Annotated in this window: 28 protein-coding genes; 24 read left to right on the forward strand and 4 right to left on the reverse strand. The window is 50.1% G+C overall.

From position 1 onward, the window contains the following. Nucleotides 1–100 precede the first annotated feature (100 nt). From HMPREF3096_RS10035 to HMPREF3096_RS10060, 6 genes are all read left to right on the forward strand, one after another. Entirely contained in the window at nucleotides 101–652 is a 552-nt protein-coding gene (locus HMPREF3096_RS10035) for a toll/interleukin-1 receptor domain-containing protein (protein ID WP_017898978.1), read from the forward strand. Nucleotides 653–1,062: 410 nt separating this feature from the next. Continuing rightward, nucleotides 1,063–1,296, forward strand: coding sequence for a DinI family protein (locus tag HMPREF3096_RS10040; protein WP_060657010.1), 234 nt, complete (start codon nucleotides 1,063–1,065; stop codon nucleotides 1,294–1,296). A gap of 62 nt (nucleotides 1,297–1,358) precedes the next feature. Further along, nucleotides 1,359–1,598, forward strand: a complete 240-nt coding sequence (locus HMPREF3096_RS29080) for a hypothetical protein (RefSeq protein WP_072206982.1) — start codon at nucleotides 1,359–1,361, stop codon at nucleotides 1,596–1,598. 40 nt (nucleotides 1,599–1,638) lie between these two features. Further along, the gene (locus HMPREF3096_RS10045; RefSeq protein ID WP_032439849.1) at nucleotides 1,639–2,031 is read left to right on the forward strand and encodes a LexA family protein; all 393 of its coding nucleotides are present in this window, start codon (nucleotides 1,639–1,641) and stop codon (nucleotides 2,029–2,031) included. 199 nt (nucleotides 2,032–2,230) lie between these two features. Then, entirely contained in the window at nucleotides 2,231–3,262 is a 1,032-nt protein-coding gene (locus HMPREF3096_RS10055) for a DUF968 domain-containing protein (protein ID WP_070544415.1), read from the forward strand. Between the two features lie 16 nt (nucleotides 3,263–3,278). After that, nucleotides 3,279–3,881, forward strand: a complete 603-nt coding sequence (locus HMPREF3096_RS10060; RefSeq protein WP_032729991.1) for a hypothetical protein — start codon at nucleotides 3,279–3,281, stop codon at nucleotides 3,879–3,881. Between the two features lie 243 nt (nucleotides 3,882–4,124). On the opposite strand, the gene HMPREF3096_RS30425 is transcribed toward HMPREF3096_RS10060, so the two are convergent. The 3 genes from HMPREF3096_RS30425 to HMPREF3096_RS31195 form a co-directional block, all read right to left on the reverse strand. Next, complete coding sequence (locus HMPREF3096_RS30425) at nucleotides 4,125–4,328, reverse strand: hypothetical protein (RefSeq protein ID WP_004147997.1); 204 nt, start codon at nucleotides 4,326–4,328, stop codon at nucleotides 4,125–4,127. Nucleotides 4,329–5,096: 768 nt separating this feature from the next. Further along, nucleotides 5,097–5,216 (reverse strand): small membrane protein, encoded by a 120-nt coding sequence (locus HMPREF3096_RS31880; protein ID WP_139042930.1) that lies wholly within the window; start codon nucleotides 5,214–5,216, stop codon nucleotides 5,097–5,099. 554 nt (nucleotides 5,217–5,770) lie between these two features. Beyond that, nucleotides 5,771–5,992, reverse strand: coding sequence for a YnfU family zinc-binding protein (locus tag HMPREF3096_RS31195; RefSeq protein ID WP_305954963.1), 222 nt, complete (start codon nucleotides 5,990–5,992; stop codon nucleotides 5,771–5,773). Between the two features lie 141 nt (nucleotides 5,993–6,133). Between HMPREF3096_RS31195 and HMPREF3096_RS10065 the strand changes: the two genes are divergently transcribed. The 4 genes from HMPREF3096_RS10065 (at nucleotide 6,134) to HMPREF3096_RS10080 (ending at nucleotide 8,580) form a co-directional block, all read left to right on the forward strand. After that, nucleotides 6,134–6,349, forward strand: a complete 216-nt coding sequence (locus tag HMPREF3096_RS10065) for a class II holin family protein (RefSeq protein ID WP_016160648.1) — start codon at nucleotides 6,134–6,136, stop codon at nucleotides 6,347–6,349. Then, nucleotides 6,349–6,846, forward strand: a complete 498-nt coding sequence (locus HMPREF3096_RS10070) for a lysozyme (protein WP_023317653.1) — start codon at nucleotides 6,349–6,351, stop codon at nucleotides 6,844–6,846. The genes HMPREF3096_RS10065 and HMPREF3096_RS10070 overlap by 1 nt, the downstream gene beginning before the upstream one ends. Continuing rightward, complete coding sequence (locus HMPREF3096_RS10075) at nucleotides 6,843–7,193, forward strand: hypothetical protein (RefSeq protein WP_016160650.1); 351 nt, start codon at nucleotides 6,843–6,845, stop codon at nucleotides 7,191–7,193. The genes HMPREF3096_RS10070 and HMPREF3096_RS10075 overlap by 4 nt, the downstream gene beginning before the upstream one ends. A gap of 949 nt (nucleotides 7,194–8,142) precedes the next feature. Further along, a complete protein-coding gene (locus HMPREF3096_RS10080) occupies nucleotides 8,143–8,580 on the forward strand; it encodes a hypothetical protein (protein ID WP_049115059.1) in 438 nt (145 codons plus the stop codon). Between the two features lie 38 nt (nucleotides 8,581–8,618). Here the strand turns inward: HMPREF3096_RS10080 and HMPREF3096_RS10085 are convergent, their stop codons facing one another. Continuing rightward, nucleotides 8,619–8,843, reverse strand: coding sequence for a hypothetical protein (locus HMPREF3096_RS10085; RefSeq protein ID WP_023289182.1), 225 nt, complete (start codon nucleotides 8,841–8,843; stop codon nucleotides 8,619–8,621). Nucleotides 8,844–9,021: 178 nt separating this feature from the next. Here HMPREF3096_RS10085 and HMPREF3096_RS30850 point away from each other — a divergent pair, with 178 nt between their 5' ends. From HMPREF3096_RS30850 to HMPREF3096_RS10135, 14 genes are all read left to right on the forward strand, one after another. Next, the gene (locus HMPREF3096_RS30850) at nucleotides 9,022–9,186 is read left to right on the forward strand and encodes a hypothetical protein (protein ID WP_162924227.1); all 165 of its coding nucleotides are present in this window, start codon (nucleotides 9,022–9,024) and stop codon (nucleotides 9,184–9,186) included. Further along, entirely contained in the window at nucleotides 9,170–9,532 is a 363-nt protein-coding gene (locus HMPREF3096_RS29085; RefSeq protein ID WP_032428746.1) for an HNH endonuclease, read from the forward strand. The genes HMPREF3096_RS30850 and HMPREF3096_RS29085 overlap by 17 nt, the downstream gene beginning before the upstream one ends. After that, nucleotides 9,484–9,807, forward strand: coding sequence for a hypothetical protein (locus HMPREF3096_RS29090; RefSeq protein ID WP_023289183.1), 324 nt, complete (start codon nucleotides 9,484–9,486; stop codon nucleotides 9,805–9,807). Before HMPREF3096_RS29085 ends, HMPREF3096_RS29090 begins: the two co-directional genes overlap by 49 nt. After that, nucleotides 9,804–10,235 carry a hypothetical protein gene (locus HMPREF3096_RS10090; RefSeq protein ID WP_023289184.1) on the forward strand — a complete coding sequence of 144 codons (432 nt, stop codon included), beginning with the start codon at nucleotides 9,804–9,806 and terminating at the stop codon, nucleotides 10,233–10,235. The genes HMPREF3096_RS29090 and HMPREF3096_RS10090 overlap by 4 nt, the downstream gene beginning before the upstream one ends. A gap of 247 nt (nucleotides 10,236–10,482) precedes the next feature. Beyond that, a complete protein-coding gene (locus HMPREF3096_RS10095; protein ID WP_012542168.1) occupies nucleotides 10,483–10,917 on the forward strand; it encodes a phage terminase small subunit P27 family in 435 nt (144 codons plus the stop codon). Next, nucleotides 10,917–12,638 (forward strand): terminase large subunit, encoded by a 1,722-nt coding sequence (locus HMPREF3096_RS10100; protein ID WP_014228904.1) that lies wholly within the window; start codon nucleotides 10,917–10,919, stop codon nucleotides 12,636–12,638. Before HMPREF3096_RS10095 ends, HMPREF3096_RS10100 begins: the two co-directional genes overlap by 1 nt. Next, nucleotides 12,632–12,811: a hypothetical protein gene (locus HMPREF3096_RS29095; protein WP_017898992.1), complete on the forward strand. Its 180-nt coding sequence runs from the start codon at nucleotides 12,632–12,634 to the stop codon at nucleotides 12,809–12,811. The genes HMPREF3096_RS10100 and HMPREF3096_RS29095 overlap by 7 nt, the downstream gene beginning before the upstream one ends. Then, a complete protein-coding gene (locus tag HMPREF3096_RS10105) occupies nucleotides 12,811–14,070 on the forward strand; it encodes a phage portal protein (RefSeq protein WP_012542166.1) in 1,260 nt (419 codons plus the stop codon). The genes HMPREF3096_RS29095 and HMPREF3096_RS10105 overlap by 1 nt, the downstream gene beginning before the upstream one ends. Before the next feature lie 36 nt (nucleotides 14,071–14,106). Beyond that, the gene (locus HMPREF3096_RS10110; RefSeq protein ID WP_032429388.1) at nucleotides 14,107–15,027 is read left to right on the forward strand and encodes a S49 family peptidase; all 921 of its coding nucleotides are present in this window, start codon (nucleotides 14,107–14,109) and stop codon (nucleotides 15,025–15,027) included. 77 nt (nucleotides 15,028–15,104) lie between these two features. Next, nucleotides 15,105–16,391, forward strand: coding sequence for a phage major capsid protein (locus HMPREF3096_RS10115; protein ID WP_004148013.1), 1,287 nt, complete (start codon nucleotides 15,105–15,107; stop codon nucleotides 16,389–16,391). A gap of 58 nt (nucleotides 16,392–16,449) precedes the next feature. Then, nucleotides 16,450–16,710 (forward strand): hypothetical protein, encoded by a 261-nt coding sequence (locus HMPREF3096_RS10120; RefSeq protein ID WP_070544416.1) that lies wholly within the window; start codon nucleotides 16,450–16,452, stop codon nucleotides 16,708–16,710. Beyond that, a complete protein-coding gene (locus HMPREF3096_RS10125) occupies nucleotides 16,691–17,008 on the forward strand; it encodes a head-tail connector protein (RefSeq protein ID WP_020317538.1) in 318 nt (105 codons plus the stop codon). Before HMPREF3096_RS10120 ends, HMPREF3096_RS10125 begins: the two co-directional genes overlap by 20 nt. Continuing rightward, nucleotides 17,005–17,343 (forward strand): phage head completion protein, encoded by a 339-nt coding sequence (locus HMPREF3096_RS10130; RefSeq protein ID WP_014228910.1) that lies wholly within the window; start codon nucleotides 17,005–17,007, stop codon nucleotides 17,341–17,343. Before HMPREF3096_RS10125 ends, HMPREF3096_RS10130 begins: the two co-directional genes overlap by 4 nt. Then, the gene (locus HMPREF3096_RS10135) at nucleotides 17,324–17,713 is read left to right on the forward strand and encodes a hypothetical protein (RefSeq protein WP_017880258.1); all 390 of its coding nucleotides are present in this window, start codon (nucleotides 17,324–17,326) and stop codon (nucleotides 17,711–17,713) included. The genes HMPREF3096_RS10130 and HMPREF3096_RS10135 overlap by 20 nt, the downstream gene beginning before the upstream one ends. Nucleotides 17,714–17,715 lie beyond the last annotated feature (2 nt).

Below are 17,715 nucleotides of genomic sequence, written 5' to 3' on the forward strand. Positions count from 1 at the left end.
GTACGCCTTTAGCTGATCTTTCATACAGGAAAATCTAATATTCTAGCTCCTCATAGGGCGCTCATCTTAGTTAGTGTTATCTTTTGAGGAAAAAAGATGTATGGCTCGTAACGTCACAACCGCAGAGCTAAGAAACATTTCAGCTAGCAGCTCTCAAGCTACTCGCGATAACGTATTCAAATCTTTGGCTGCTACGGCTTCGATGAGTACGTTTCTATCTCACTCAAGCAAAGACAAGGAAATTCTACCTGGGGCGATTCAGGTACTTCAGAATCATGGAGCATCTGTGTACATTGATGAAATTGATCCCGAAATGCCGCCATATACGTCCGAAGAAACAGCAGCTTTACTTAAACAACGTATTGCGCAGACGAAAAGATTCGTGCTCCTTACTACCAAAAATAGCAAGGAAAGTCGTTGGGTACCTTGGGAGTTAGGCATCGCTGACGGTGCTAAAGGGCTCTCAAAAATTGCAATATTTCCTGCGTCGGATACTGCACACGACGATAGCTGGGTTAGTTGGGAGTACCTAGGGCTTTACCAAAGAGTAGTCTGGGGTTTATTGAAAGGATATCCTCTGGAACTTTGGATGGTGCTTGATACAAAAGCCAATACAGCTGTTCCATTAAGAGCTTGGTTATCGGGGTACTGACTGCAATTCGATGACATGATATGCATATTGGCTTGACTTACCCCACCTTGATAACCATCCTGCAATTTGATTAATACCATCAATCGTAATAGTTTTCTGCACCGCAGTGAGGAACAATTGTCGCAGGAAGAACACCTGACAGGTTGCTGTCAGGCGTGTCCTTAACCAGCTTAATGAATTGGAGTGCGTGCCCGAGATGGAAACTTACCTATCAACTGCGTTTTAAACCGCGAAAATGACAAAATTCCTCTAATTTAAACCTCGATCCGCCACGGCGAATTTTGCCATTCATGGAGAAAAAATCAATCTAAACATGGAGATGGATTAGCGAAAAGTAGCATTAAGGGCTTGAACATTTTATCTAAGAGGTATACTGTGTATTTGTACAGTGTTTTCGTAAGGAGCTAGTTATGAAAGTGGAAATCACAATTGATCGCCAAAAAAAATTGCCGGATGGCGCTGTGCCTGCTCTGGAGAAGGAGCTACTGCGGCGATTGGATCAAAACTTTAATAACTGCAGTCTTATGATTCGTCGGGCCAGCTCTGATGGATTGACCGTGCTTGGTGGAATGGACGGAGATAAAAAACGTGTAGAGGAAATCCTGCAGGACACCTGGGAAAGCGCTGATGACTGGTTCTGTTAAGTTGAGGTCCAGTAGCTTGCCTAGTTTATTTTGAGGATTTTGTTGTGAGTAAAAAACAAGAAATGCCGAACACCGGCTATGCAATTATCAGATGCGATGATGGGGTGATCGTTGCTCGTCTGACATCCTTTCCTGTGTGTGAGCGCGCTCTGATGTACCGGCGCGGCGACACTGTTTCGTTTATGCCTTTGCAGCCAGATGAGATCGTTGGGACTCTCTCTCTTTTTTCGCAGATGATTGAAAAGGCTAAGTCTGGCGTTGGTTACCAGGTTCCCCCTAGTTCTGTTACAATCCCGTCATAGGCCTGAACAACCTATACCTGCTGCGTCACGGAGAGAAGCCATGACGCAAACAACCGAAGTATCAAAATCCCATCTGACTGGTGCTCCTTCAACGAGCGCCTGTTTACTCTCGTCTTCGAAACTCACTTTTCGACAGCAGGAAGTTTTCGATCTGCTGGTCGCCTACATCAATCAGCATGGCTACCCACCTACGCTATCTGAGCTGGCCGATATGCTCGGCGTTAGCTCGTCTAACGCTGTCCTGTTGCATCTGCGTGCGTTAGAGAGAAAAAATTTTATAAAACTCTCTCGCCGCGTCTCCAGAGGAATTTCCATCGTCGGGCGAAAGGAGCCTATGCTCGCCGTGCAGCTGCTGCAGGAAATGATCGCTGAAGAACCCGGTGCGCGTGAAAGAGCGATTGAGTTTTTGCGACTGTTCGGTGATCAGCCATGAAGAAAAGTTGGTTTTTACACGAGCAACTTTCAGAGGCTGAGGCTACAGAGCTGGTGGAGCGATACCGTAAAAATAACTGTGTGGTTGAGAAGAGCTTATCCAGAGACTTTGCATCGTGGGAGATCCGCGTGCTGTTGCCGGAATCGAAGAAGCCGCCACGGATTGACAGGACCTACATACAGAAGATGTGGAGGGACTGATGCGAGCTTTGCTTAACGTGGATATTGCACGTCATCTTGGAATTGTGCTGCTTAAGCCGGGTAGTGAATTAATGCCGTTATTCGGTGCCGGCCGAGTTCTTGTTGAAATACCGCCGGCAAGCATGAAAAAGATACCCAGTGGACGTCTTCCTGATGCCCGGCAGCCATTGCGGGATGATATAGGGATCAGACCTTTTTTCATGAAGAAGGCGGTTATCACTGCAGCTGGTGGGGTTAGTGCCCTCGAGTCATGGTTGCGTAGGCAGGTTAAAAACTGTCAGTGGACACATTCCGATTACCATCACCATGAGCTCGTCCCGTTTCGTCATTCGACGGGTGTAATAATCGCATGCTGGCACTGTGATAATGAGCTGAAAAACCAAACGGAACAAACCCTCGATCAACTGGTAGGTGTTAATAACGCTGACTGGGTAATCGACACTGCCCGCATCGCGCTTGGTCTGGACGCTCAGCGCTCATTGTCACTGGCAGAGTTATGCTGGTGGGCGGTAGGCGCCGGGATTGGCGATGAAATTACAGAAGAAATGGCGCGCCGATCCCTGCGTATTAAAGACGATGGGATTCAATCGGTTTACAGGGAGAGTGAGATTGTTCCGTCGGTACCGGCCACCAGCATTCTTTCTCCCCGTCTCGAAAAAGCAATCAGGCCAACGGCAAAAACAACGCCGGGCAAACCTCTGGTTCCAGTGAACGTCGATCCTGTTGCACCGGCGACACTATTCGCGAGACCTAAGCGGAGCCGATGGTTATCAGCTGACTTTATCTCATGGGTTAAAAAACAGCCGTGTATGTGCTGTGGGCAGCCTGCAGATGATGCACATCATCTTATAGGCTGGGGGCAGGGCGGCGTAGGCACCAAGGCCCACGATATTTTTACGATCCCATTATGCCGCAAGCACCACCGCACTTTGCACCATGATCCTGCCGCTTTTGAGCGTGAATACGGCACCCAGCCGGTATTAATTATTAAATTGCTGGACCGGGCATACGCGCTCGGCGTTCTGGCGTAGTAAGGAGAAGAACAGAATGACACCACGTCAACGCCGTCTACACCGTGCAGGATTAGAAAAAGTGGCCGCCGCCCCGCGCAAAAGCTGGCTGGGCCGATTCACTCCCCTTAATGGCATTCAGTCCGCCTGGATAAAATCTCTGCTTACTGTATGGGGAGAAGGTATGAGAGGAGGTGCGGCCCCGCGCAAACCATCAGGACATTCATGCTGGCGAGGTATGAAGGGTGATCACTGGTCAGATAGAGCACTAGAGCGCTTTACGGCAGCAATCGAGCAGGCAAGGAGTGAAGGCTATCGCGGGCGGCAGGCACTAAGCAGGGCGCATGCCATTTTGTGGCCGAAGCCTGCAACGGTCGCGATTGACGCTGCGATCACTGAGGATGATGTTGAATTTGTTGAACGATGTGTACTGGCGATATTTGAAACGGGTGATCCGGTTTATCTCGTTGGCGTTAACTATTACACCACCCGTAAAAAAATCTCAGACATAACACGGGAATTACAGCTGGTGGCTCCATGGTTAACAGACAGTGAGGCCCGGAAAAGAGTGCGCTGGTGCCTTGAAATATTCAGAGCAAAAGCTTTCCTTTCTGTTCATAAGGCGATTCATGCGGATTAGCAAAAAGTGCTATGTTGCCTTTTTGGTATTGAAAATGGGCCAGAAAGTTAGATAATTCCTTCATGCTTGGCAGAGCTGCGCCACTCGGCAGCGACAAAAAGCGACAATCTGAATATAACGAAAACCCCGCCCGTGCGGGGTTTTTGCTTTCCGGCGATACGACAGGGGTATTCGCGAGATGCGCTGCATCAATACCCCTGTCATATCGTCGTATTGCATACGCAATCTCACATGCTTCAGCATTCACTGAGGATTTTTAGTGATTTTTTTGAAGATCTCTAGGGCTTCGGTTGTTAACTGATCATGTTCGCTAAAGTAACTGTCACATGCTGCCTGCTTTTGAGCAGGGGATAGATTAGGGTTGCTTGTTAATTCAGCAGTTTTAGCTGCTATTTCTGCCAAACGTTCAAAAATCTCTGAAATTCTTTGGTTATCAGTAGATAGCATTTTACTTACCTCGTATTTACCTGATATCAGTGAGTGCTACATTGAGTCAGGGCTTCGCAATAGCTTTAAGTATTAGAATGCATACAATTTAAGTGGGCGTTGTTGGCTTATATTATGGCAGAGGCGCTGGCGGTATGGTCAGATATTGACACTTTGAATGTTTGCATCATAAATTATCGAGGTGGTGAATCCCCCTATGCGGAGGGGCGACCAGTCAGTTACAGAAACCTGTAAATGCAGCGCGGGCCATGCCGACTGGGGCATGCTCACCGGGAGGCACCCGGCACCACACTAATGCCTTAACATAGTGACTGTAATGACAAAAGCCTTGCTCTTTTTGTCTGTCAGGCTATGGTTAACGAACGTAACGGTAAAAAAAGAAGGCTTTCCTGGTAAATCGGTAGCTCGGACTATTAGGTGCACCTTCCTTTCGTTACAGCCTTGGTTGCCAACTTTCTTCCCGCTTCTCTAAGCGGGTTTTTTTTGTTCATAATCTAGCCTAAGCACTACTTGGGCTTTTCACATCAGTAATCAGGTCATGGTAATTGGATTACAGCGTGCTGTACTTCACGTTTAATCTCATACGCGCAAGATTCGCACCAGACTGCGGTTTTAGCTCAACAGCTTGAGCGCTTTAACGGTAAATTGAACATCACAAGCGAGAGCACTTATAGATTAAGGCAGTTCTTTGTTCCCAAAGGTGGTAGCAAAAAAACAGGGGGAATGTTTACGTATCACTACCCCTGCTTCTTGAAAAGTGGATAACCGTTAATATCTTTTTTTGAAAGTTTTTTTATACCCGCGTCTTTCTTTGATGTAAGACATCAGTGAACCCACTGCAACTAAAAGAAGAACAACAGCTAACGCTAGCATCATTATGGTTGTCATGTGAGCTTATCCTCTGAAAGACTATGGATATTGTGGTTCGCGTGAGGCGTAGTGTGCGAGTTAAGTGAGAAAATTCCTAACAGTATTTTTTTCTTAATTTGATAACAGATATGAAAATTTATTGTTGTTTTTGTAATGATTAAATATGCAGTGATTAATTATTGCCCGCTAGGTTATACCGTTTCCGAAAGATGTATTTTACTGGTTACATTGAATTGACCAGGCGCATATCGTGTAGCTAATGTGGGTGTGTGGTGAATCCCCCTGTGCGGTGGGGCGACCAGTCAATTTTTTCTTTGAGCACACACGCGGGTCTGTTGACTGGGGCAGACTTACCGGGAGGCACCCGGCACCACACATACTGCATAACCCCCTAAAGGCCTTCCATTGCGGCAGGCCTTTTATCTTGCCGATGCCAGAACGTTAATTTTCTGCCAGTAAGCCGAGACCCGTCTAACAGGTATTCATCGGCCGCATTGCCTAATGGGCTTACTTCTCTAATCTATACGAGCGCAGCAGTGGATGCATTACCAGAGATTATGATGATGTAAAGCCTAAGCGGTGGGAAGTTTGTCTTGAGTGAAAATCTTACTACAGTGAGGGCACATCAGCGCAGAGCCTTTCTGGACTCGGGTGTAACTATGTTCTGATTGGTTGGTGCAGCTAGGGCAGGTACATTTGATGAGGTAGTTGCGATTGTTTTTTGAGTTTTTGCGTTGTTGCATATGATATTTCCTAATGAATGGTCCGCAACAATACACTATCCCCGGGCACATAGCTCGCGTTGAATTATCTAGCCACCTATTCAGGGTGGTTTTTTCATTTTCAGGTACCTGGAATCATCATTGATAAGATTTCCTCCTGCCGGTCCTGAACCTTATCAAACACAAAGCACCCCGTTAACCCGGAGGTGGAGTATGTATCGAATGGACAAGCTAACAACAGGTATTGCCTACGGAACGTCCGCAGGTAACGCGGGGTTCTGGATGTTGCAATTGCTCGACAAAGTATCCCCATCCCAGTGGGCCGCTATTGGTGTTCTGGGAAGTCTGGTATTTGGCTTGCTGACATACCTGACGAATCTGTACTTCAAAATTAAAGAAGACCGGCGAAAAGCTGCTCGAGGTGAATAATGTCTCCGACACTACGTAAAACTGTTCTTGCGGCGGTGGGCGGCGGGGCCCTGGCGATTGCCTCTGCACTCATCACTGGCCCGATGGGTAATGATGGGCTTGAGGGAGTGCGATACTCCCCTTATCAGGATGTGGTAGGTGTCTGGACGGTTTGCTACGGCCACGCAGGTAAAGACATCATGCTCGGCAAAACCTATACCGAGGCAGAGTGTCGGGCGCTACTAAATAAAGACCTGAATACCGTCGCCTGGCAGATCAACCCTTACATCAAAAAACCGATCCCAGAAACAATGCGTGGGGCTCTGTACTCATTCGCCTATAACGTCGGAGCCGGGAACTTCCAGACCTCTACTCTGCTTCGCAAAATCAACCAGGGTGACCAGAAAGGTGCGTGTGATCAGCTGCGCCGCTGGACCTATGCCAAAGGTAAGCAGTGGAAAGGACTTATTACCCGGAGGGAAATTGAGCGTGAAGTGTGTTTATGGGAGCAAAGATGAGTCGCTTAACCGCCGTTATCATCGCAATAGCAATCCTGCTAATGTCCTGTGCCATTTCATGGCGTATGGGATGGAGTTCCCACGCTGATCACATCAATGCTCAGGCTGCGAAGAAGAGAGAGAAGGCCGAGAATGCCATTAAGCCTGTAGAGGAAAAGGCCGCGACTGCTAACGAAGCGGGTAAGGTCATCTACAAAACAATAACCCGCGACGTGGTGAAATATGTTCAGTCTCCGAATCGTACTGTGTGTAGGTTTGATGATGCTGCTGTGCAGTTGCGTCAGCGCGCCATCGATGCTGCCAACTCCATCCCCGGATTTGATGAGTCCGCCGTGCAAAGCAAGTGACGCAGGGAATGACAGCGATGAAGATTTACAGTCTGATGTAGAAACCGCTCAATGCCTGCGCCAGCTCCGTTTGGATAAGTATCGCTGGCAGGCGTACTATCGGGCGATGAGTAAGTAACAAGCATAGCACATGAAATAAGTGGCCTTAAGTGAACAAAAAAACTGAAAACAAGACATTCAAGCTTTCAGCATCGAAATGTTTGTATCTAATTCAGGGGATGTCATGCACTATAGGATCTCAAACCACTCTAAACTAAGTAGCCACTCATGACAGTAAACTTACTACCACAACTACCATGCGGTTATCGTTACGGCATTGAGCGCTCGATCCGGCCCCAGACTGGTGCGGAATTTTTTCCGCCACAAGGGTGTGTTATCAAATCTGTTAACTTTGGGGATGGTGTGGTTATTTGTGTGCCCATCCAATGGTACATTAAACAATTAGATTTATGGGTCACTGTCTAAGGAACCATCGAATAATATGTTAGTTACCAGCCTCGTTAGGGCGAACTGATAATTGCTCTCAAAAGACCAGCATAGAAGCCTGTTGCTCTGGTTGAATGTTCCGGCAAGTTGAAAATGATTGGTTCAATGAGCTCTTTCGATATTTAAATGCTATCGATAACTTAAATGAAGCTATCATCACGTTATCACTGCCAGCCAACACCGAAACGGCAGTGGTCAGTTAAAAAGCAGAAAAGCCTCTCTTGGGTGGCTCCTGAGAGATTTTAGTTTTCTAACTGGTACTAACCAAAGGTCGCATATCTATGCGGCCTTTTTTTTAGCCGGTTTCATGGCTTGAGGACATCCTGGACGAGAATATGTGACAAAACCAATCAGGGGAAACAGGAATGCCCTGTGAGCGGATTTACGAATCGGTGCGAACGTCTATCCCCTCTAAGGGATAAAAAAACGATATCCCTTTTAAGAGATAATGAGGAGAAGCAACTTGAAAACGTTGAAAGTCACTATTACAAACCTTCAACAGATTAATGATGGCATTGTCTGTGGGGTCAAAGTCAGATTTAAAGTCATTCAGTCTGGTTGCGTGCTGGTCGAGAAGGTTATATCAGGCAAGGCTACCGCTCCGTTTACCTTATCTTATGATGTCAATGCGAATGATGAATCTCTGGTGGTGGAACATGATCGCCCAGACCTGCAGGAGCTTGTAGTCTCAGCGGCAATTTCCTCTGCAGAGTGTTATAAACCGGATAATACCCTGACCTCTGTCAGTGCTTGGAGCATTCAAACGCAGGGTAAGATATACGCTTCAGGTATGCAGCCAAACATTGATGAGGTATTCAAACGGTTAGATGCTGCTGAGGCACTACTACACTTTATGGGCTGTAAGATTGCGGAACTACAATTAAGATATCGAAATAAATAATAGATCGGCAGACAGCCTGTAACCGTCTGCCATAGCTATTAAGGTCGGTTATGGATATGTTGGATTTGCTTTAGCATCTCCAAGTTTTTCTGGTTGTATTCATCATCAATCTGCGAAAGTTGATGTATTACGACACTCTTCATATCCTGATCAAGGCAAACAAACATAGTTGCCAGAAGACCTTTGAGAGCTCTTATTTCTTTTGCTGCAGACTCCAGAGTTGAGCAATCCACCTCGATGTTATATTTAATTTCTTCTTCCATTTTAAAGTTCCTTAAGCAGAGCTAATCAGCCATTCCTCTGCAAGTACAATATTTAACTGTGTCCCACCACAGATAGGCTGAGCCGCAACCTTACACTCTGAGCTTTCACAGTAACACCCTGATATTTAACCAGTAGCCTCGCATCTGCGGGGCTTTTTTATTCGCAAAAGGTAACGCGATGAAGAACTTAAAAATTGCATACGTAGACGAGAAGCTGGTGGCGATTGAGTGTGACGGATTGTCATGCTCATCGCTGCCCGTTTCAGAGTTTCTCATCGACAGTGCCGCTTTAACTCTTCTCCCTCAACTCATGCTCGAGGATGTTTATGCCGCCACGAGCTAAACGACCTTGCCGGCACAGAGGATGCACGGCTGTGACCAATGATGTCGGAGGATACTGTGAGATGCATAGGCAGCAACACGCTGGTGATGGCTGGCGTAACTATCAGCCCGGAAAAACTCGGCAGGAACGTGGTTATGGTCGACCGTGGGAAATTAAACGGGCCCGTATCATGAAGAGGGATAAATACCTTTGTCAGAACTGCAGGCGAGACGGTATTGCCACGAAAGCCTCAAGTGTCGACCACATCATTCCTAAAGCTCATGGCGGTACCGATGATGACTTTAATCTGGAGTCATTGTGCTGGACCTGCCACAGCAAGAAAACAGCAACAGAGAGAACCCGATGAAGAGTTTCAAAATTGAATACGTTGATGGTGTTTTGACCGTTCTGGAGACGGATGGTCAGTCACGAATGAATGAAGCCGTACATGGCATCCATTTTGAGCATGTCCAGGGCGGCCGCCCACTGCTGAAACTGACGATTGCACATGATATTGCTCCGGCCCCTGTTTCATCACCTGTACTGGATCAGGAGCCTTTAGAGGGGGAGTTGGTGCAGGAACAACAGACAATGGTTCCCGGTGGTCGCCGTTCACGTCATCGTCGTGGAGGTAAGCAATGATGTATCAACGCACGGATCTGACGCTTTCCATGTTCTATGCATCCAGCGCTGATGCAGACGGGAACAAAGTGGCTACGTTGACGATGCAGGTCATCGCTGCAGAGGCTGGGGCCGTCCAGACCAGCCAGCTGCGATGTATCACCGATAGCGCGAAGAAAAAAACGTATAGCGTAGGTGAACAATCTGTCAGTAATGGTTCCGATCCGTTGCTGGTCGCGATTGAGAATTACTGGCGTCAGAGTACGGATGTCGTCGTTAAAGGATTGATCGCCGAGGTGACCGACTTCATCGCAGGGAACATCAACTCAGTCAGCACCTGGATCGGTCAGTTTGGCATGAAGGTGTTCGAGAACCAGCCATTAGATGAACGGCTACCAGAAAGCGTACTGCAGGCCGATGGAGGATCTGCTACAGCGACAGGATCCTGATCGCCGGTATAACAACTGGTGTTCTTTGAACGTCTGAGATACGCCGGCCCACCAATGCGAACCGTATTCGCCGCCGGCGCAGCCGGAATGACGACCTCCACCTCGACAGAGGCAGCTGCAGCCAGGGGTAGGGGGGAGCAAATCCCTGACCCCTTTCGCGCTTCGGGACTGCCCGTTGAAGTCTATTTTTACACGCCAGAAATAAGAAACTTTTTTTCGGAAGGTTTCATCTATCAAAGGAACGTTTATGGCCGGAGGAATTCGATCGTCCGGTGGTGGCCGAAAACCCACTTTACCCACCGGGCAAAAAAGCAAATTAACACGTATTGCGCCTCCTGCTGAGTTAATGGGGGAGGCGGCAATAAGAATGTGGAAGACGCAAAGCAAAATACTCATCGACCGAGGGGTGTTTGAGCTGGAGGACGCACCTTTGTTGCTGGCTTACTGCAATGCTTTTCATCTGATGCTCGAAGCCGAAAAAATGCTGGCCAGCGGACTGACCTCAGAAAGTGAAATGGGGGGGCTGAAAAAACACCCTGCAGTTAATGTCCGGAATGACTCGGTTTCCCAGCTTGCCCGCCTGGGCTCTCTGTTGGGGTTAGATCCGCTCAGTCGTCTTCGCATGACCAGCGGACAAAAGGATCCGGACGATGACGGGAATGAATTCGATGAGTTTGACTGATGGCAACCTATCCGAACGTCAATGCAGCGAACCAGTATGCGCGGGATATCGTTGGCGGGAAGATTCTGGCGTGTCAGTTAACGATACTTGCCTGTCAGCGACATCTGGACGACCTCGAACGAGCAAAGGATCCCCACTGGCCCTACCGCTTCGATAAAAACAAAGCAGAACGATTTCTTCGTTTTGCCCAGAAAATGCCTCATACCTCAGGGGAATGGGCCCGGCGTAAACTCCGGATTGAATTTGAAGCCTGGCAGAAGTTCGCTCTTGGCGTACCGTTTGGATGGGTACACAAGAAGACAGGCCTGCGTCGTTTCTCTGAAATCTATATCGAGGTGCCCAGAAAGAACGGGAAATCCGCTATTGCCGCTGCTGTAGGAAATTATATGTTTTGTGCAGATGGCGAGCATGGTGCAGAAGTCTATTGCGGCGCCACGACTGAAAAACAGGCATGGAAGGTATTTTCTCCGGCGCTGCAAATGGTGAAAAAGCTGCCGGCATTGCGGCAAAAATTCTCGATAAAACCCTGGGCAAAAAAAATGACGCGCCCTGACGGTTCGGTTTTTGCGCCTGTGATCGGTGACCCGGGGGATGGTGATTCGCCATCATGCGCCATCATTGATGAATATCACGAACATACTACTGATGCGCTTTACACCACCATGACCACCGGTATGGGGGCTCGTGAACAACCGATGACACTGATCATCACCACTGCCGGCTATGACATTACATCCCCTTGCTATGAAAAGCGTACTCAGGTTGTCGAGATCCTGCGGAGAACCCGTAATGGCGAGGAAAATGAAACCATATTTGGGCTGATTTATGGCCTTGATGACGATGATGACTGGACGACTCCTGAGGCATTAATCAAGGCAAACCCCAACTATGGCATTTCGGTAAAAGCAGATTTTCTCCGGGCGAAACAATTATTGGGTATGTCGACGCCCGGGCAGACAAACAAGATTCTGACCAAACATTTCAATCGCTGGGTAAGTGCAAAATCAGCTTATTACGACCTGAGAAAATGGATGGATGCGGCCGATAAAACCCTTAAGTTGTCAGATTTTGAAGGGGAGGAATGCTGGCTGGGTATCGATCTGGCCTCGAAAGTTGACCTCAATGCCGTGGTTCCGGTTTTTCGTCGTGAAATAGACGGAATAACACATTTTTACTGTGTTTCTCCTCTGTTCTGGGCACCGGAAGAAACCATTTACTCGCAGGAGACCGCGCTGAAGAGTACCGCAGAACGTTATCAGTCCTTTGTCCGGCAGGGGAAGTTGATCCCGACCGATGGCGGTGAAGTTGATTACAGACTGATATTTGAAACGATCCTGAAATTGCGGAATACCGTAAAAATTGCCCAATGCCCCATTGACCCTTATGGCGCGACTTCATTACGTCACATGCTCGAGGAAGAGGGGCTTGAGCCTGTCGAGATAAGACAAAATTTTACCCATATGAGTGATCCTATGAGAGAGATTGAGGCTGCGCTCATCTCGGGGAGATTCCATCATGACGGACACCCTGTCATGAACTGGTGTATTTCCAATATTGTCGGCCAGTATCTTCCCGGAAGTGACGATATTGTGCGTCCCGGGAAGGAAGGGCGGCAGAACAAGATAGATGGTGCGGTTGGTTTAATGATGGGGCTGGGGCGCGCCATGCTTAACAGTTCAGTGATGACATCCGTATATGATGAGGAAGATATAGCATGCTAATTTCAGTTCTGAGTTTTATTGTCGGCCTCACTGGTGCTGGATTGTTATCAGCAGGCGCCTGGCTTATTTCTCCATCAGTGGGATTGATAACAGGAGGGATTATTTGTCTGGGCTGGTCATATATGACAACCCGGGCCTTTTCCTCCGGCGTCAGCAATGGCGGAGGTAAATAATGTTCCTACCCCAGATGTTCAGGGGCCGACAATACTCGGGTAATAGCTTCTGGGAAGCCATGCTGGGCGGGGTTCGTTCAAGCCAGAGCAAAACTGGCATCATAATCACGCCGGAAACCGCTCTTGGACTTTCAGCGGTCCGGGCCTGTGTCACCCTCCTGGCGGAGTCCGTCGCGCAGCTGCCGTGCGAACTCTACCGGCGGGATAAAAATGGCGGGCGCCAGCGTGCGACGGACCACCCGGTTTATGACCTGATTCACTCCCAGCCCAACAGGAAAGACACCTCATTCGAGTATTTCGAGCAGCAGCAGGGGTTGCTGGGGCTTGAGGGAAATTGCTACTCGATCATCGAACGGGACGGAAAAGGCTACCCGAAAGAGCTGATCCCCATTAACCCGAAAAAGGTCATTGTGCTGAAAGGGCCGGACGGTATGCCGTATTACGAACTCCCGGAAGTCGGTGAAATTCTGCCGATGCGCATGATGCACCATGTGAAGGTCTTTTCTCTGGATGGCTATATCGGCAGTTCCCCCATTCAGACGAACGCCGATGTTCTGGGGCTAAATCTGGCGGTTGAGGAGCATGCGGCCGCGACATTCCGGCGCGGGACAACGATGAGCGGGGTGATAGAGCGTCCGAAAGAGGCCGCGACCATTAAAAGCCAGGATGCTATTGATCGCCTGCTGGCGAAATGGACCGAGCGCCATTCCGGTATTCACAATATGTTCTCTGTGGCATTGCTGCAGGAGGGCATGAGCTACAAACAACTGTCGCAGGATAACGAAAAGGCGCAGCTGCTACAGTCGCGGCAGTGGGGCGTGGAAGAGGTCTGCCGGCTCTATAAAATCCCGCCACATATGGTGCAGATGTTGGCGAAAGCGACCAACAACAACATTGAGCACCAGGGCCTGCAGTTCGTGATGTACACGCTGCTGGCATGGCTGAAACGCCATGAGGGTGCGCTGCAGCGCGATCTGCTTCTGCCCAGCGAACGCCGCGATTTGTACATCGAGTTCAACGTTTCCGGGCTGCTGCGAGGCGACCAGAAGTCACGCTATGAATCGTATGCGCTGGGCCGCCAGTGGGGATGGCTATCCACTAACGATATCCGGCGTATGGAGAATCTGCCGCCAATTGCCGGCGGGGACAAATACCTGACGCCGCTCAATATGGTCGACAGCGCGAAGATCCTTCCTGGCGATAAGTCGCCGACAGCAAAACAGCTGGCCGAAATCGAAACCCTTCTGGCCAGAGCCTGATTATTTCCCGCCGCGCGGGATGACCTGGAAGACAACATGACAACGAAATTAATTAACCTGCCGCACCTGGCAGATATGGTCTTTGGCGTGCCGCATTACGTGACGCGGCAAACAATGGACTCCGTGAAAGCGGTGCTCATCCCCCGTATTCAGGGGATCACCGAAGATGCCGCCATTCAGATGGCATTGAATCCGGGTAAATCACCTGCTGCTGAGCAGGTCCAGCCCACCGGCGGGGTGGCGGTGATCCCCGTTCACGGCATTCTCGTTCCACGCCGGGGGCAGATTACGGCGATGTGCTCCGAGCTGACCAGCTACGAGCGGATCCGCGGGCAGTTGCAGGCTGCGTTAAACGACCCCTCAATCAGCGAAATCGTTCTGGATATTAACTCCGGCGGCGGCGCAGCGGTGGGGTGCAAGGAGCTGGCCGATTACATTTATCAGTCTCGCGACACGAAACCCATCACGGCGATTGTGAACTACAGCGCGTATTCCGCCGCGTATTTCATCGCATCGGCCTGCAGCAAAATCATCGTCAGCCAGACCAGTGGCGTGGGGTCGATTGGTGTGATCATGGAGCACCTCGATACGTCGAAGATGGAAGAAAAAATGGGGCTGACGTTCACCACCATTTACCGGGGAGATAACAAAAATAACGGCACCCAACATGAACCACTGAGTGAAGAGTCGCTGGGTATGTTCCAGGGCATGATCGACGAAATGTACGAGACGTTTACGGGGTCGGTGGCCGAATATCGCGGCCTGAAGCAGCAGGCCGTCATTGATACGCAGGCGGGGCTGTATTTTGGCCCTGGCGCTGTGTCTGCCGGCCTGGCGGATGAAGTCTCTGACCCCCAGGCGGCGATCAATGCTATCGCGGCAAAGTATCAGCAACCCCGTCAAAAAACCTCCATTCAGATGCAGGCAGCCGCGATGGACCTGCAAACCAAAATGTAACCCGGCGCAAACACAAACCGCGTCACCTTAAGCAGCCAGCAGGCTGCTTTTTTTATGTCTAAAAAGAGAGAAATAAAATGCCACATATTGAAGAATTGCGTCGTCAGCGTGCGGGTATCAACGAACAGGTTCAGGCCCTGGCAACCATTGACGCCAGCGGCGGCACGCTGACTGCGGAGCAGATGACGGAGTTTGCGAACCTGCAGCAGCAGTTCACTGATATCAGCGCCAAAATTGAACGACTGGAAGCCGCCGAACGTGCTGCGGCGCTGGTCGCAAAACCCGTGAAAGCGACTCAGCAGGCCCCCGGCATTATTGTTAAGCAGGAGCCTAAACAGTACACCGGTGCTGGCATGACCCGACTGGTTATGTCTGTCGCCGCAGGCGCAGGGAATCTGCAGGACGCGGCAAAATTCGCTTCAGAAGAGCTGAATGACCAGTCCGTATCGATGGCCATTTCCACCGCAGCGGCGTCCGGTGGTGTGCTTATTCCGCAGAACCTCCACAGTGAGGTGATCGAGCTACTGAGCGACCGAACCATCGTCCGCAAGCTGGGTGCCCGTCCCGTTCCGCTGCCTAACGGTAATATGACGCTACCACGCGTGGCCGGTGGAGCAACGGCAAGCTACACAGGAGAAAACAAAGACGCCAAGACATCAGAAACACGCTTTGATGATGTAAAACTTACGGCGAAAACTCTGATTGCGATGGTGCCTATTTCCAATGCACTGATTGGCCGCGCCGGATTCAACGTCGAGCAGCTGGTCCTGCAGGATATTCTGACCGCCATCTCAGTGCGTGAGGATAAAGCCTTTATGCGCGATGACGGTACCGGCGATACACCGATTGGTATGAAGGCGCGCGCGACGCAGTGGAACCGCCTGCTGCCGTGGGAAGCTGATGCAGCGATCAACCTGAACACAGTTGACGAGTACCTGGACAAGATCATTTTGATGGCGATGGACGGCAACAGCAATATGATCAGCAGCGGCTGGGGCATGTCGAACCGTACCTATATGAAGTTGTTTGGGCTGCGTGACGGCAACGGCAACAAAGTCTATCCGGAAATGGCTCAGGGATTACTTAAAGGATATCCGGTTCAGCGTACCAGCGCGATCCCTGCGAATCTGGGGACCGGGGGTAAGGAGACTGAGATTTACTTTGCTGACTTCAATGATGTGGTTATCGCTGAAGACGGCAATATGAAAGTCGACTTCTCGAAGGAAGCCTCTTACATCGATGCCGATGGCACCCTGGTATCTGCGTTTTCCCGTAACCAGTCGCTAATCCGCGTTGTTACTGAGCATGATATTGGCTTCCGTCATCCGGAAGGCCTGGTGCTGGGTACCGGCGTCCTGTTCTAACCCATCCCTCAGTAAATACGGCCCGCATATGCGGGCTTTTCCCTTTCAGGAGAATGTTATGGCTGCGAAAAATAAAGCAGTGGAGCCGGAAGAAACAGGCACACAGGACAACCATGAGACCGTGGTCGCACAGGCAGAGCGTAAATCCGTTGTGTTCCTTGGGCCGCACCACCGTTATTCCCGTGGAGATATCGCGTGCTTTGAAGGATCGCGCGCCGAAGAACTGGTTAAGCGGCGTATCGCGGTATGGCCGGAGGATGCCGAACGTGCGCTGAAACCGAAGCCGGGAGACAGCGATTTTGATACTGACATTGGATGATGTGAAAACCCAGCTACGCCTGGAACTGGACTTCACGGAGCATGATGCCATGCTCACGCAAATGGTGAACGCCGCGCAGCGGAGCATCGAGCGTGATTACTACTGCAAGCTGGTAACCAGTGATGAAGAGCTGCAGGCGCTCCCGGAGACCGTCCGCGGATTTATCGCGGATGAAGATATCCGGCTGGCTATTCAGTTTCTGGTCAGCGATGCGTATCTGAATGGCCATACCGGACAGTGGCTGGAAACCGCTGCGGTGAGGCATCTTCTTTTCCCCCTGCAGGAGCATACGCTATGAGCCTGAAACCGGGTGATATGAACTGTCGCATTGCAATTAGCTACGTTCAGTCCGGTCGTGGGCCGCTGGGCGAACCGCTACCGGAAAAGCAGGTTGAATCGGGAAAAGCGTGGGCAAAACGGGAGCTGGTATCGGGGCGAAAAGTCCGCACGCTGGATCAGCAGCAGGTGGTGGAAACCTGCCTGTTCACGGTCTATCCGGGCGTGCTGGTTGATATTGACTGGAAAATCACGACGAAAAATCTGGTTTATACCGTCCGGAATATCGACCGCAAAACAGACCGGATCATTATCACGGGGGAGGCTGACGGGCGGCATGATAGAGCTGGCGATTAAGGGTGCGCTGGAGCGCATCACCGGCATGAATGCGTATCCGCTTTTACTGCCGGACACGGTCCAGGAAGGTGCGACCTTTCAGCGTATCTCTGACCCGGAAATGGTCTCGGGAATGTTGCGAACGGGGATCGTATCTGCCCGTATCCAGGTGAATCTGTACCGTCTCGATGATTACACCTCACTGCTGCAGCTGGATAAAAAAATCTGGACGGAACTGAAGTCCGTCGTTCATGGCCAGCTGGAGGGTATCCCGGTTCAGTATGTGGAGCGAGGCGGTATCCATCAGGATAAAAACCAGCTGACGAATCGTCGCATTCAGTATCGCCTGACCCGCGATTTCATCATTCACTACGTGGAGGACTCCTCGTGATC

Source organism: Klebsiella sp. HMSC25G12, from assembly GCF_001807705.1.
Taxonomy (GTDB): domain Bacteria; phylum Pseudomonadota; class Gammaproteobacteria; order Enterobacterales; family Enterobacteriaceae; genus Klebsiella; species Klebsiella variicola.

What these genes read in the sequence shown, in the direction of transcription:
- HMPREF3096_RS10120 (WP_070544416.1), top strand. Translation starts at nt 16,450, where the DNA reads ATGGCTGCGAAAAATAAAGCAGTGGAGCCGGAAGAAACAGGCACACAG.
- HMPREF3096_RS31195 (WP_305954963.1), bottom strand. Translation starts at nt 5,992, where the DNA reads ATGTGCCCGGGGATAGTGTATTGTTGCGGACCATTCATTAGGAAATAT.
- HMPREF3096_RS10110 (WP_032429388.1), top strand. Translation starts at nt 14,107, where the DNA reads ATGACAACGAAATTAATTAACCTGCCGCACCTGGCAGATATGGTCTTT.
- HMPREF3096_RS10045 (WP_032439849.1), top strand. Translation starts at nt 1,639, where the DNA reads ATGACGCAAACAACCGAAGTATCAAAATCCCATCTGACTGGTGCTCCT.
- HMPREF3096_RS30425 (WP_004147997.1), bottom strand. Translation starts at nt 4,328, where the DNA reads ATGCTATCTACTGATAACCAAAGAATTTCAGAGATTTTTGAACGTTTG.
- HMPREF3096_RS10070 (WP_023317653.1), top strand. Translation starts at nt 6,349, where the DNA reads ATGTCTCCGACACTACGTAAAACTGTTCTTGCGGCGGTGGGCGGCGGG.
- HMPREF3096_RS10085 (WP_023289182.1), bottom strand. Translation starts at nt 8,843, where the DNA reads ATGGAAGAAGAAATTAAATATAACATCGAGGTGGATTGCTCAACTCTG.
- HMPREF3096_RS31880 (WP_139042930.1), bottom strand. Translation starts at nt 5,216, where the DNA reads ATGACAACCATAATGATGCTAGCGTTAGCTGTTGTTCTTCTTTTAGTT.
- HMPREF3096_RS10040 (WP_060657010.1), top strand. Translation starts at nt 1,063, where the DNA reads ATGAAAGTGGAAATCACAATTGATCGCCAAAAAAAATTGCCGGATGGC.
- HMPREF3096_RS10065 (WP_016160648.1), top strand. Translation starts at nt 6,134, where the DNA reads ATGTATCGAATGGACAAGCTAACAACAGGTATTGCCTACGGAACGTCC.
- HMPREF3096_RS29080 (WP_072206982.1), top strand. Translation starts at nt 1,359, where the DNA reads ATGCCGAACACCGGCTATGCAATTATCAGATGCGATGATGGGGTGATC.
- HMPREF3096_RS29085 (WP_032428746.1), top strand. Translation starts at nt 9,170, where the DNA reads ATGCCGCCACGAGCTAAACGACCTTGCCGGCACAGAGGATGCACGGCT.
- HMPREF3096_RS10105 (WP_012542166.1), top strand. Translation starts at nt 12,811, where the DNA reads ATGTTCCTACCCCAGATGTTCAGGGGCCGACAATACTCGGGTAATAGC.
- HMPREF3096_RS30850 (WP_162924227.1), top strand. Translation starts at nt 9,022, where the DNA reads ATGAAGAACTTAAAAATTGCATACGTAGACGAGAAGCTGGTGGCGATT.
- HMPREF3096_RS10055 (WP_070544415.1), top strand. Translation starts at nt 2,231, where the DNA reads ATGCGAGCTTTGCTTAACGTGGATATTGCACGTCATCTTGGAATTGTG.
- HMPREF3096_RS10090 (WP_023289184.1), top strand. Translation starts at nt 9,804, where the DNA reads ATGATGTATCAACGCACGGATCTGACGCTTTCCATGTTCTATGCATCC.
- HMPREF3096_RS10115 (WP_004148013.1), top strand. Translation starts at nt 15,105, where the DNA reads ATGCCACATATTGAAGAATTGCGTCGTCAGCGTGCGGGTATCAACGAA.
- HMPREF3096_RS10035 (WP_017898978.1), top strand. Translation starts at nt 101, where the DNA reads ATGGCTCGTAACGTCACAACCGCAGAGCTAAGAAACATTTCAGCTAGC.
- HMPREF3096_RS10060 (WP_032729991.1), top strand. Translation starts at nt 3,279, where the DNA reads ATGACACCACGTCAACGCCGTCTACACCGTGCAGGATTAGAAAAAGTG.
- HMPREF3096_RS29095 (WP_017898992.1), top strand. Translation starts at nt 12,632, where the DNA reads ATGCTAATTTCAGTTCTGAGTTTTATTGTCGGCCTCACTGGTGCTGGA.
- HMPREF3096_RS10100 (WP_014228904.1), top strand. Translation starts at nt 10,917, where the DNA reads ATGGCAACCTATCCGAACGTCAATGCAGCGAACCAGTATGCGCGGGAT.
- HMPREF3096_RS10135 (WP_017880258.1), top strand. Translation starts at nt 17,324, where the DNA reads ATGATAGAGCTGGCGATTAAGGGTGCGCTGGAGCGCATCACCGGCATG.
- HMPREF3096_RS10075 (WP_016160650.1), top strand. Translation starts at nt 6,843, where the DNA reads ATGAGTCGCTTAACCGCCGTTATCATCGCAATAGCAATCCTGCTAATG.
- HMPREF3096_RS10130 (WP_014228910.1), top strand. Translation starts at nt 17,005, where the DNA reads ATGAGCCTGAAACCGGGTGATATGAACTGTCGCATTGCAATTAGCTAC.
- HMPREF3096_RS10095 (WP_012542168.1), top strand. Translation starts at nt 10,483, where the DNA reads ATGGCCGGAGGAATTCGATCGTCCGGTGGTGGCCGAAAACCCACTTTA.